This is a genomic window from Kocuria sp. CPCC 205297, from assembly GCF_040981035.1.
Taxonomy (GTDB): Bacteria; Actinomycetota; Actinomycetes; order Actinomycetales; family Micrococcaceae; genus Kocuria; species Kocuria marina.
The window spans coordinates 38,192-50,204 of the sequence record NZ_JAVKPY010000013.1; the positions used below are offsets into that span (position 1 = coordinate 38,192).

The 12,013-nt window shown below is 68.5% G+C and carries 10 protein-coding genes; 9 read left to right on the forward strand and 1 reads right to left on the reverse strand.

Going from position 1 to position 12,013, the window contains the following annotated elements; translation table 11 throughout:
- Positions 1 to 6 precede the first annotated feature (6 nt).
- The 6 genes from RF650_RS12150 (at position 7) to RF650_RS12175 (ending at position 7,257) form a co-directional block, all read left to right on the forward strand.
- Positions 7 to 1,464, forward strand: a complete 1,458-nt coding sequence (locus RF650_RS12150; RefSeq protein WP_044658717.1) for a Mu transposase C-terminal domain-containing protein — start codon at positions 7 to 9, stop codon at positions 1,462 to 1,464.
- Entirely contained in the window at positions 1,451 to 2,374 is a 924-nt protein-coding gene (locus RF650_RS12155) for an AAA family ATPase (RefSeq protein WP_081994409.1), read from the forward strand. The genes RF650_RS12150 and RF650_RS12155 overlap by 14 nt, the downstream gene beginning before the upstream one ends.
- A gap of 228 nt (positions 2,375 to 2,602) precedes the next feature.
- Positions 2,603 to 4,048 (forward strand): mercury(II) reductase, encoded by a 1,446-nt coding sequence (merA, locus tag RF650_RS12160; protein ID WP_035964295.1) that lies wholly within the window; start codon positions 2,603 to 2,605, stop codon positions 4,046 to 4,048.
- 75 nt (positions 4,049 to 4,123) lie between these two features.
- Positions 4,124 to 5,512, forward strand: a complete 1,389-nt coding sequence (locus RF650_RS12165) for an FAD-dependent oxidoreductase (RefSeq protein WP_044658719.1) — start codon at positions 4,124 to 4,126, stop codon at positions 5,510 to 5,512.
- Between the two features lie 85 nt (positions 5,513 to 5,597).
- Positions 5,598 to 5,996 (forward strand): heavy metal-responsive transcriptional regulator, encoded by a 399-nt coding sequence (locus RF650_RS12170; RefSeq protein ID WP_019311206.1) that lies wholly within the window; start codon positions 5,598 to 5,600, stop codon positions 5,994 to 5,996.
- Positions 5,997 to 6,273: 277 nt separating this feature from the next.
- Positions 6,274 to 7,257, forward strand: coding sequence for an Abi family protein (locus tag RF650_RS12175; RefSeq protein ID WP_144999243.1), 984 nt, complete (start codon positions 6,274 to 6,276; stop codon positions 7,255 to 7,257).
- A 113-nt stretch (positions 7,258 to 7,370) separates the two neighbouring features.
- Here RF650_RS12175 and RF650_RS12180 read toward each other — a convergent pair whose 3' ends face one another.
- On the reverse strand, positions 7,371 to 8,546 hold the full coding sequence (locus RF650_RS12180) for an NAD(P)/FAD-dependent oxidoreductase (protein WP_081609511.1): 1,176 nt from the start codon (positions 8,544 to 8,546) through the stop codon (positions 7,371 to 7,373).
- A 161-nt stretch (positions 8,547 to 8,707) separates the two neighbouring features.
- Between RF650_RS12180 and RF650_RS12185 the strand changes: the two genes are divergently transcribed.
- From RF650_RS12185 to RF650_RS12195, 3 genes are read left to right on the forward strand one after another with little or no spacing between them, the layout of a single operon-like run.
- Positions 8,708 to 9,214: a TetR/AcrR family transcriptional regulator gene (locus RF650_RS12185; protein ID WP_206400084.1), complete on the forward strand. Its 507-nt coding sequence runs from the start codon at positions 8,708 to 8,710 to the stop codon at positions 9,212 to 9,214.
- On the forward strand, positions 9,211 to 10,752 hold the full coding sequence (locus tag RF650_RS12190; RefSeq protein WP_144999245.1) for an MFS transporter: 1,542 nt from the start codon (positions 9,211 to 9,213) through the stop codon (positions 10,750 to 10,752). Before RF650_RS12185 ends, RF650_RS12190 begins: the two co-directional genes overlap by 4 nt.
- 55 nt (positions 10,753 to 10,807) lie before the next feature.
- On the forward strand, positions 10,808 to 11,332 hold the full coding sequence (locus tag RF650_RS12195) for an NAD(P)/FAD-dependent oxidoreductase (RefSeq protein WP_006214760.1): 525 nt from the start codon (positions 10,808 to 10,810) through the stop codon (positions 11,330 to 11,332).
- Positions 11,333 to 12,013 lie beyond the last annotated feature (681 nt).

Genomic DNA, 12,013 nt, shown 5'->3' on the forward strand with positions numbered 1-12,013 from the left:
GGGGTGATGGTGGTGGTGCAGCTGGGTCCGCAGGAGAGAGCGGCATTGTTGCGCCAGCACCTCGACGAGGGGGTGCCGCTGACCCGGCTCGCCGCCCACGCCCAGGTCTCGGTCCGCACCCTGCAGCGCTGGGCCGCCGAATACCGGGCGGACTCCTCCGCGGCCGGCTTGCAGCGCAAGGCCCGCAGCGACCGCGGCCAACGCCGGCTGCCTGCGGAGCTGATCGCGGTGATCGAGGCCCTGGCGCTGCGCCGCCCGGCGCCGACGACCAGGTTCATCCACCGCCGGGTGTGCGATCTGGCCCCGGAGCGCGGCTGGGCACCCCCGAGCTACTCGAGCGTGCGCAGCGTGATCGCCGCGATCGACCCCGGGCTGCGCACCCTGGCCCTGGAGGGAGACACCGCCTACCGGGACCGATACGAGCTGGTGCACCGCCGGTCGGCGGTGAGGCCCAATGAGCAGTGGCAGGCCGACCACACCCTGCTCGACGTGGCGATCCTCGACAACCGGGGGCGCCCGGTGCGGCCGTGGCTGAGCGTGATCCTCGACGACTACTCCCGCGCGGTCGCCGGCTACACCGTCTTCACCGGCGCCCCGAATGCCGAGCAGACCGCCCTGGCCCTGCACCAGGCCGTGCGAGCCAAGCCCGACCCGCGGTGGCCGGTCCAGGGGTTGCCCGAGGTGCTCTACAGCGACCACGGGGCCGACTTCACCAGCACCCGGCTGGACCGGGTCTGCCTGGACACCCACATCCGGCTCATCCACTCCCGCGTCGGGGTCCCGCAGGGGAGGGGCAAGATCGAACGCTTCTACGGCACGATCACCACCGAGGTGCTCCCGCACCTGCCCGGGCACATCCCGCACGGCACCGGCGGCACCCCCACCTCACCACCTGCCCTGAGCCTGGAGCAGCTCGACGCAGTGGTCCAGCGCTACCTGATCGAGGACTACCACGCCCGGGTGCACTCCGAGACCGGACAGGCCCCCGCCGCCCGCTGGATCGGGGCCGGGTGGATCCCGCGCACCCCGGCCCGGGGCGAGGATCTCGACCTGCTGCTGCTCACCGCTGCGACCACCCGCATCGTCCAGCGCGACGGCATCCGCTTTCAAGGCACCCGCTACATCTGCCCGGTGCTGGCCGCCTACGTCAGTGAGACCGTGACCATCCGCTACGACCCCCGCGACGCCGGCGAGGTGCGCGTCTACCACCAGGACACCTACCTGTGCCGGGCGATCGCCCCCGAACTGGCCGCTGAGACCATCACCCTCCAACAGCTGCAGCAGGCCCGGGGCGCCCGACGCGCCGCGCTCAAGCAGCAGCTGCGCGCCCGGCGCAGCCTCGCCGACGCCCTGCCCGCCGACGACCGCTGGGCACCACCACCCGCCCCGGCGCCGGGCCCGACGGCAGACCCGCCGGCGGAGCCGGCGCCCCGACACCGGTTGCGGACCTATGCCACCGACTGAGCCCGACTCCTCCCGGAGCCTGCTGGGCAAGGACGACGACGGCCGGCGCTTCCTCTCCGGCACGTTCGGGGAAATCGCAGCCTTGGGCCCACCCCCGGACCCCGCATCACCCCTGCTCCTTCCCACCCGGGAGCACCGCCGTTTCACCGAGTTCGCCGACACCGTCCGCGCCCACCGCTACATCGGCCTGTGCTGGGGCCCACCCGGGGTCGGCAAGACCCTCTCGGCCCGCCACTACGCCGGGGCCCCGCAATGGGAGCAGTGGCAAAGAGACCTGGGCGAGGACCGCGAGCCCGGCCCCATCCCTGAGCAGGTCCTGCAGGCCCGCACCGCGCTGTGGACCCCGACCGTCACCGCCAGCCCCCGACAGGTCGACCAAGCCCTCCCGCGGGCCTGCCAACAGATCTCCTACGCCATCGACTACCACCACCACGGCCGCGTCGACCCGTTCGTGCACCCCGACTCGCGTTCCTCCGGGCTCACCGAGCTGCTCATCATCGACGAGGCCGACCGGCTCAAGACCACCGGCCTGGAACAGGTCCGCGACTACTACGACCGCCACACCCTCGGGGTGATCCTCATCGGAATGCCCGGCATCGACAAACGCCTGGCCCGTTACCCCCAGCTCTACAGCCGTGTGGGCTTCGCCCACGAATACCGCCCCCTCACCCCCGAAGAGCTCACCGCCGTCCTGAACCGCCGCTGGCACACCGACGGACTCGCCGGCGAGGACGACGAGTTCACCCAGGCGGTCGCGATCGCCACCATCGCCCGGATCACCGGCGGCAACTTCCGTCTCGTCGACCGCCTCCTCACCCAGATCCAACGCATCCTCACGATCAACCAGTTGGCCACCGTCACCCCCGAAGTGGTCGAAGCCGCCCGCGAGTCACTTCTGATCGGTCACTGAGCACACGGGCCGGCCACCAGCTCCTGAGATCCACCGGCCAGGCAATCGCCTCTGGCAGCGACTCCTCGAAAGGGCCCCCGGGTCTGGGGCACATACGGTCGTGCACATGACATTGCCGCGGTGACGTCTTGACCTTCCTCTTCAGGGGAAGGTGCAGGCTGGGCACAGCACAGCACCGCACACAGACGGCCCGTCGGGGCCTTCATCACGGACTTACGGAGGCCGGTCATGCCTGAGACGGGAACGCACGAAGTGGACCTGGCGATCATCGGTTCCGGCGGTGGTGCGTTCGCCGCCGCGATCCGGGCCACCAATCTCGGCAAATCAGTGGTGATGATCGAGCGTGCCACGGTCGGGGGCACCTGCGTGAACACCGGGTGCGTGCCGTCGAAGGCGCTGCTGGCCGCCGCCGAGGCCCGCCACGTGGCGCTGGACGCCACAGGACGGTTCCCCGGTCTGAGCACGTCGGCCGCCGGGGTGGACATGCCCGGGCTAATCGTCGGCAAGGACGCGCTGGTGGAGGGAATGCGCTCGGACAAGTACCTGGATCTGATCGCCGACTACGGCTGGGAACTGGCCACCGGCGAAGCGGTGTTCACCGGCACCGCCGAGGATCCGGCGCTGGAGGTCACCGGAGCCGACGGTTCCTGCCGCCGGGTGCGGGCGGCCCACTATCTGGTGGCCACCGGCTCCACCCCGATCGTCCCGGAGATCGAGGGTCTGGATCAGGTGGAGTATCTGACGTCGACCACGGCCATGGAGTTGGACGAGGTGCCGGAATCGCTGCTGATCATCGGTGGCGGGTACGTGGGCCTGGAGCAGGCTCAACTCTTCGCCCGCCTGGGCTCGATGGTCACCATGGTCGTGCGGTCCCGGCTGGCCTCCCATGAGGAACCCGAGGTCTCCCGGACCCTGAGGGGCGTGTTCGCCGAGGAGGGCATCCGGGTGATCCCCCGGGCCACCGTCTCCTCCGTGACGCCCGACCGGGACACCGGGGAGGTGGTGGCCACCGTCACGGGCCCGGGCGGGCAGGACACCCTGCGGGCGGGCCGGCTCATGGTCGCGGTCGGGCGCCGTCCGGTCACCGAGAACCTGGGCCTCGGCTCGGTCGGGGTGGACACCGGGGCGCGCGGGGAGATCCTCGTCGACGCCCGGATGGCGACCTCGAATCCGAAGGTGTGGGCGGCCGGGGATGTGACCGGGCACCCCCAGTACGTCTACGTGGCCTCGGCCCACGGGGTCACCGCGGTGGAGAACGCCTTCCACCACACCGGCCAGCAGATCGACTACACCCACCTGCCGCGGGTCACTTTCACCTCCCCGGCCATCGCGGCGGTGGGCATGACCGACCAGCAGGCCCGGGAAGCCGGCCTCCGGTGTGAATGCCGGGTGCTGCCCCTGGAGTACGTGCCCAGGGCGCTGGTCAACCGTGACACCCGCGGGTTCGTGAAGATCGTCGCCGAGGCCGAGACTGGGCGGATCGTGGGTATCACCGCGGTGGCCAAGGACGCCGGGGAGCTTGCCGCGGCCGGGGTCTACATCTTGTCCGCGGGCATGACGGTGGATCAGGTCTCCACCCTGTGGTGCCCGTACCTGACGATGGCCGAAGGCCTCAAGATCGCCGCCCAGTCCTTCCGCACCGACGTCTCCAAACTCTCCTGCTGCGCCGCGTGAGGATCGGTCGGCCTCGAGCATCGAGCACAGCCGGGAGCTGACGACTCAGCAGGCACTGTAACGGAAGGGGAAGTCATGGCCCAGAGGTTGATCGTCATCGGTGGGGACGCCGCGGGGATGAGCGCGGCCTCCGCCGCCCGCCGCCAGCTGCCCCAGGACCAGTTGGAGATCGTGGCCTTCGAGCGGGGCCACTACACCTCGTATTCGGCCTGCGGGATCCCGTACTTCATCGGCAAGGACGTCGCCGACACCACGGAGCTGATCGCCCGTACCCCGCAACAGTTCCGCGACCACCACGCCATCGACGCCCGCACCGGTCACGAGGTCCTGGAGATCGACCTGCACCGCCGCGCCGTGCTCGTGCGCGACCTGACCGCCGGCCGGGAGGCCTGGGAGGGTTTCGATCAGCTCATGGTCGCCACCGGGGCCACCCCGGCCCGCCCGCCACTGCCCGGGATCGATGCGGCCGGTATCCACGGGGTGCAGACCCTCGACGACGGCCTGGCCCTGCGGGCGGTGCTGGAGCGGGACCGGCCGGGCCGGGCGGTGGTCGTCGGGGCCGGCTACATCGGCCTGGAACTGGCCGAGGCCCTGTCCGCCTGGGGCGTGGACATCACCGTGATCGGACGCCCCCCGGCCCCACTGCCGGGCCTGGACCCGGACATGGGCGCGCTCATCGCCACCGCGATGGAAGGGTACGGGATGGAGGTGCGGATGGAGGAGACCGTCACCGGCTTCGAGACCCACACCGGGAAGGTCACCGCCGTGGTCACCGATCAGGCCACCATCCCCACCGAGCTGGTGATCCTCGGCCTGGGGGTGACCCCGAACACCACCCTGGCCGCCGACGCCGGGATCCCCCTGGGCGAGACGGGGGCGATCGCCGTGGACCGCCGGCTGCGCACCGGCATCGAGGGGGTGTGGGCCGGCGGGGACTGCGTGGAGAAGTTCCACCGCGTCTCCCGCCGCCACGTGGCCCTGCCGCTGGGTACCCACGCGAACAAGGAGGGCCGCACCGCCGGGATCAACCTCGGCGGCGGCTACGCCACCTTCCCCGGGGTGCTCGGCACCGCCGTGACCAAGATCTGCGACATCGAAGTCGGGCGCACCGGCCTCGGCGAGGTCGAAGCGCAGGCGGCCGGCTTCGACCCCGTCACCGCCGTGGTCGACTCCACCACCCGGGCCGGCTACTACCCCGGGGCCAAACCCATCCGCACCAAACTCATCGCCGAACGCGGCACCGGACGGCTGCTCGGCGCCCAGATCGTCGGGGAAGAAGGCGCGGCCAAGCGCATCGACGTGCTCTCCGTGGCGCTGTGGCACGAGACCCCGGTGGAAGAGCTGCTCAACATCGACCTCTCCTACGCCCCGCCGTTCTCCCCGGTGTGGGACCCGGTGCTCATCGCCGCGCGCAAGACCTGGCAGGCCGTCGAGACCGACCGCGCCCGCACCGAACCCGGATGACCACCGGCCCCTCCAGGGGCAGGCAGTGCCCTGCCCCCGGAGCCTTCCTCTACCGTGGAAGGCCACAGACCAGTCCAGGATCGAGGTGCGCACCGTGCGGATCGGTGAAGCGGCCGCAGCCGCCGGCATGACCACCAAAGCCCTACGGTTCTACGAACAGCACGGGCTGCTGCCCCCGGTGCACCGCGGCCCCAACGGGTACCGCGACTACCCACCCGAGGCCCTCGCCCGCCTGCAGTTCATCCGCCGAAGCAAGGCCGCCGGACTCAGCCTGGCCGAGATCCGGAACATCCTGCAGATCCGCGACGCCGGGCAGGCCCCCTGCGCCCACGTAGCCGCACAGCTCGCCCAGCAACTCACCGACCTCGACCAGCACATCGCTGAGCTCACCGCCCTGCGGGCCTCCGCGGCCGAGCACTACCAGGCCGCCTCCCAAGGCGACCCCACCCAGTGCGATCCCGCCCAAATCTGCAGCTACCTCTGAGCCCACAGCCGCACCACGGCCGCCAAATACCTCTGTCAGAACACCGCCATTCACCGTCGACAGTCACACCCCCGAGCGCCAGGCGCGGGGGAGTGGTGCAAAAACGACCGATTCTGCCGGTGACAGCGTCTCCGTGGGGTGGGTTGGATCGGAGCGCCCGTCAACGGCGCCGCTGGCCCTCTAGTGCCCAGGTTCTTGTCCATGCTAGAGTCGCTAGCATCATGATCAGCCCGTTGCCGTAAGGCGCGGGCTGATTTTCTTTGTGTAGGAGAGGCGCGTGGAGTACACGAAGCAGTGGCTGCCCCTCGAGGCGCAGGTAGAGCGACTAGTCCAGCGAGGCCTGGATGTGGATGATCCGGCGCGGGCTGTCCGGCTGCTCGAGTCGGTCGGCTACTACCGGGTGACCGGCTACCTGTACCCGTTCCTTGAGTCTGAGAAGCAAATCGACGATGAGGGGCGCACAACGATCCGGGTGCTGGACAAGTACCGGCCGGGCACAGCTCTGCATCATGCCGAGTCAATCCTCGACTTCGACCGGCAGCTGCGCATGCTGGTCATGGAGGGTGTGGAGCGTGTCGAAGTAGCGGTACGCATGCGTATCGGCTATGTGTTGGGCCGGGTTTCGCCGTTCGCACACGAGGATCCCAACTGCTTCGACGATTCATTTACGACGGCGAACACCGACAGTCGTGGCCCGAGCCCCAGCAAGCAGGTGATGTGGCTCGAGCGGGTCAAGGAGCGCCGGGACTCCTCGGACGAACAGTTCGTTGCCCACTTCCGTCGCAAGTACGACGATCACATGCCGGTCTGGGCGTTGACCGAGCTGCTGGAGCTGGGACATCTGTCGAGCCTCTACCGGGGCATGCTCCAGAAGGACGCTGAGGAAGTTGCGGCGGTCTTCGGGATCCCGCAGAAAAAGATGATGACGAGTTGGCTGGCCAGCTTGAACTATGTGCGCAACGTTGCCGCGCATCATGCTCGACTGTTCAATCGCAAGCTCCAGAACGCCCCGTCACGGCCGGCGGTGGGCCGAGTGCCCCTCCTTGACCATCTGCGGGGTCCCTACGCCCCGAAAGGGGACTTCGGCACCTACAACGCCTTGGCGATCATCGCCTACATGCTGCGGTTCGTCGAGACGGAGCGCTCCTGGGCGCAGCGTCTGGCCGAGCTGCTCCGCTCCTTCCCCGCCTCGCATGCACTCTCCGTCGAATCGATCGGAGTGCCGCCAGATTGGCACGCGCTTGACCTTTGGCGAGAGTGAAGCTCGAGCAGAGCCGAAACTCAGTCGTCGTGTCTTGGCCCGTCCAGTCAGGTATACCCAAAAGGGTCGGCATAGAGGAGCTTGCCGCCGCGAACCTCCGTAGCGGGCGAGAGTTAGCCGAAGGCGGCGATACCGGCGAGGCGTTCCCGCCCGCCGGTCGTGAGTAGCGCAGGGGCCGCGCGAAGACCTGCAGCGACGGATCCCAGCGCATTGGTGGAGCGATCTCGGAGCGTGGGGTGGGTGATGTACTCCACGGCTCGCGCGGTGACCTCTTGGCGGCTCTCGACGAAGGGGCGCACCGTCTGCTCGTACTCAGCGAAGGCGGCCGGATCGTCCGGTCCGTGCTCGCGGAGCTTCTGGGCCAACGTCACGGCGCCGAGCAGGGCTCCGTGGGCGCCGAGGCCGGAGAGGGGATCGATGCAGTGCGCCGCGTCTCCGACGAGGACGACTCTGCGAGTTGACCAGTGGGTGGTGCGGACCTGAGTGAAGCGAGTCAGCAGCACGTCGCTCGTCTCGAGCATTGCGGTGGCGATCGGGTCCAGCTCGCCGCCGATGCTGCGCAGCGCCCGCGCGACAGCCGCAGCCGGTGCACGCGGATCGTTCCGGGGGGCCTCCGGGGACGGGAGCGCGGCCACGATCTGCGTCGCACCGACCGCGGGAAGCGGGTAGGTGAACACGACCGTCCGATGGCGTCCGACGACTACAGCGTTCGGGCCCTCCATGGTGTGATCCACCGTTGCCCAGACGTGGGAGAGGCCGTTGCGATAGAGGCTGGCCTCACGGGGTGAGAAGACGAGGCTGCGCACCGTGGAGTTCACCCCATCGGCGCCGACGACGAGATCGAAGGTGCCGCTGGTCTCGTCGTCGAACCGTGCCACGACGTCATCGGATCGGTGTTCCAGGGACGACAGCCGACAGCCGAGCCGCGTCTCCACTCCTGGGGGCACATGTGCCAGCAGCTTCTCGATCAGCTGGGCGCGATGCGCCAAGCGGGAGGAGCCGCCGGCGAAGGTCATCTGCAATGGACGGGCCCCCTTGGTCAGCCGGAATGTCGTTGCCGGACTGGGTGTGCTCACGCTGTCGATGATGTCGCCGGCGCCCATCCGCCGCAGGATCTTCTGCGCGACCGCGTCGAGGTCGAGGACGTAGCCACCGCTTGGTGCTGACTCGTTCGCATCGATCAGCGTCACCTGCCAGCCGGTGTGATGTAGCCACCATGCTGTGGCGCTGCCGGCGATTCCGCCGCCGACGACCAGTGCACGTCGTCCCGTTGCGCTTGCGGGTCCCATAGATCTCCTCCTGCTCGGCATGTATGCAGCTACTGTACATCAGTACTAGTACGCTGGTACAGTACTGGAGTCGAGACGAGGAAAGTGAGGATCAGATGGGTGCCGAGGGTGCATCGCCTACACAGCGGAAGAGGGATCCCGAGCGGAGACGGCGGGAGATCGTGCAGGCGGCGACGGAGATGCTCTTGGAAGGGTCAATCCTTTCGCATCGCGCGGTGGCGCAGCGCGCCGGTGTGCCTCTGGGGGCTACTACCTACTACTTCAGCTCGCTGCACGACCTGCGGGAAGCCGCGGTGTGCCAGCTTGCGGAGGAGGTGACCGTCGAGCTCACCGACCTCGCTGAGCAAGTCGCCGCCGCCGACGGCGACCCTCGAGTCCTCGCCCGGCTACTGCACGACTACCTCACGGACACCGCGCAGGTGCGGGCAGACGCGGCCCTCTACAGCGCTGCTTCCCAGCATGAGGATCTGCGACACATCGCTCTGCGATGGGTTGACGGTTTCGTCGAGCTCGCCTCGGGCTGGACCGACCCCGCCACCGCCCGCGCCATCGTCGTCTTCATCGACGGTGCCAGCATGCACACGACGCTGACGGGCACACCGATCGACCTGAACACCCTCGAGCGCGCGTTCGTCGCGCTGCTCCGTCCTGAAAGCGAGTCGGCATGAGCACAGACCTGACCCCGAAGACATCACCGTTGAGCAAGACGCGACGCTGGGCGGCGCTGGCGGTTCTCAGCGCCAGCCTCGTCGTCATCAGCATCGACATGACGATCCTGAACGTTGCCCTCCCCCACATCACAGCGGATCTCGAGGCGACGTCCGCGCAGCAGCTGTGGATCGTGGACATCTACTCCCTGGTCCTCGCCGGGCTGTTGGTGCCCATGAGCGCGATCGCTGATCGTTTCGGTCGCAAACGAATCCTTCTCGGCGGGTTTGCGGTGTTCGCCCTTGCCTCACTGCTGGTGCTGTTCGCGCAGGATGCGGGAACCCTCATCGCGATCCGTTCGCTCCTCGGGATCGGGGGCGCGATGATCATGCCGACGACACTATCGATGATCCGTGTCATCTTCACCGATCCGCGTGAGAGGGCCACCGCGCTCGGCATCTGGGCGGCTGTGTCCTCGGTCGGCATGGCCATCGGACCGGTCGTCGGCGGGCTGCTGCTGGAGTACAGCACCTGGCACGCTGCGTTCTTGATCAACGTGCCCCTGATGGTGATCGCGGTGATCGCCGGGCTCTTCCTGCTGCCCGAGTACAAGGCGGCCGTCCCGCCCAGCTGGGACACGGCCGGGACCATCGCGATTGTCGGTGGGATGGTGGCGCTGGTCTGGTCGATCAAGCACATCGCGAAGGAGGGCCTGACCGACCCGGTGTCGTGGGTCTCCTTCCTGGTCGGGGCCGCGGCGCTGGCGTGGTTCGTCCGCAGGTGCCTGCGTCGGCCCAACCCGATGCTTGAGTTGCGTCTGTTCCGCAGCTCGCCGTTCACTGCCGGCATCCTCGCCGCGCTGTCCTTCATGTTCGCGATGTCTGCGCTGCTGCTGCTGTCGGCCCAGTGGCTGCAGGTCGTCCTCGGAGTCTCTCCGCTGCAGGCTGGCTTGGCCATGCTCCCCGCGGTGTTCGCCGTGGGCATCGCCTCCCCGCTCGCGCCACGACTGGCCGCCCTCGTCGGACCCCGCGCCGTGCTCGGCGGTGGCTTCGCCATCGCTGGCCTGGGCTTCCTGGCCATCTACCTCGCCCCGCAGCCGCTGACCTACACGTCGATGGCTATCGCCTTGGTCCTGCTCGGCGCCGGAGGCAGTTCGCTTGCCGTGGGGTCGGCACTGATCATGTCTGGCGCGCCGCAGGACAAGGCCGGCAACGCCGCAGCGCTGGAAGAGACCAGCTATGAGCTTGGATCCGTCCTTGGTGTGGCGATCCTGGGCAGCGTCGCCAGCGCCGTCTACAACTCGGGACTGTCCCCGCGTGACATCAGCGCACTGGGACTGACCGATGCCCAGGCGGACGCTGCTCGGGAATCGATCAGCGGCGCTGCAAGCGTCGCCTCCTCCACCGGGTCCACCGAGCTCATGCCGCTGGCCAACGATGCCTTCACCACCGCCCTGTCCCAGACGGGCCTCGTCGGCTTCATCGTCATGACCGCCGTCGCGATCGCGGTCACGGTCCTGGTGCCCCGCCATCACACCCTCTCCTCGCAAGCGCACTGAAGACCGCCCACCCTCTCCCGAGGAGCAGCGTTCGAGCATCAGAAAGGAACCCGCCATGGCTTGGAAGAACCTGCTGTCCTGGCTCCCGTGGAAGAGGCCGTCCTCCCACGTCATCGTCGGCGGAGGCATCACCGGCCTCATCCACTCCCTCTCTCTGACCGAAGCCGGGCACACCGTCACCGTCCTGGAGAAGGAGGATCACAGCACGACAGACCCTCGCACCATCGTCTTCACCCAGACCGACCTCCCCACGCTCGACGGGATCGGGATGGAGGGAGTCGTCCTCCGCGAGAGCGTGCCCTTCACCAAGCCCGTGCTCGACATCGGGACCAGAGGTATTCCAGAGCTCTTCAGGGCTCCTGCTCTTGCGGGATCTCGGATCATGCCCCGAGAGAACCTGCACCGCCTGCTCGAGCGCACGGCGTACTACCAGGGAATCGACGTCCGTAACGGCCACCACGTCACCGCCATCAAGAACACCCCGGGCGGGCTCCGGCTCACCATCGATGGCAGGCCCAACATCACGGCCTCACGAGTCGTGGGTGCCGACTCCACCGTTCAGCTAGAAACTGCTCGGTGAGAGTAGGGGTGCCCATAGCTGATTATGGTCCACACGCCCGGCCCGTTGCTCGAGGTCGCCGGGAAGAAGTGCAGAAACGACCGTTTTGGCTACGCCGAATTATCACGCGGCACGCCGGGCTTCATTGCCTGCGCAGGCGCTTACGAGGCGGGATCCGCAAGCGTCCCGACTCGGCATTGTTGGCCAGATCAGCCATGACACGTGAGACATCCTCAGCCGGCACCCGCCGGTGCAAAGCAAAGCGTCGTTCAACACGCCAAGGCTCGAGATCCGCGCTCACCACTCCGACCGTCCAACGGCCTCGACCATACGTCTGAGCGCCGACCCACTGCAGCTCGGCCTGCGCCAGAGGCGTGATGCCTTCTTCCATGCCCTGACCCCCGACGAGCTGACAGTCCTGGAGGGGTTCCTTGGGAACCTCGATGCCTGGACAGTTCGGTTAACTGGCCCTTCCCAAATGAGTGTGGGTAAGGGCCCAAGCGGGGTGCGTGTCACGGGGGTCGGGTAGGGGTCGAGGCCTCCAGGATGGGGGTGCTGAATCCAACCGTCCTCGAAGGCCTCGATGTGTCCCATGCTATGTGCGCGCCGGCGTGCGCGCTCTTCGACCTGTCCGATGTCCACGTGCTCACGATCGAGCGGCACCGCTCCTCGTTCACCCTGGTGGTCGAGACCGTGCCGTCA

Bases quoted from the DNA above. Each gene is read 5' to 3' on its own strand.
- RF650_RS12190 (WP_144999245.1), top strand. From the start codon at position 9,211: ATGAGCACAGACCTGACCCCGAAGACATCACCGTTGAGCAAGACGCGA.
- RF650_RS12155 (WP_081994409.1), top strand. From the start codon at position 1,451: ATGCCACCGACTGAGCCCGACTCCTCCCGGAGCCTGCTGGGCAAGGAC.
- RF650_RS12165 (WP_044658719.1), top strand. From the start codon at position 4,124: ATGGCCCAGAGGTTGATCGTCATCGGTGGGGACGCCGCGGGGATGAGC.
- RF650_RS12180 (WP_081609511.1), bottom strand. From the start codon at position 8,546: ATGGGACCCGCAAGCGCAACGGGACGACGTGCACTGGTCGTCGGCGGC.
- merA (WP_035964295.1), top strand. From the start codon at position 2,603: ATGCCTGAGACGGGAACGCACGAAGTGGACCTGGCGATCATCGGTTCC.
- RF650_RS12150 (WP_044658717.1), top strand. From the start codon at position 7: ATGGTGGTGGTGCAGCTGGGTCCGCAGGAGAGAGCGGCATTGTTGCGC.
- RF650_RS12195 (WP_006214760.1), top strand. From the start codon at position 10,808: ATGGCTTGGAAGAACCTGCTGTCCTGGCTCCCGTGGAAGAGGCCGTCC.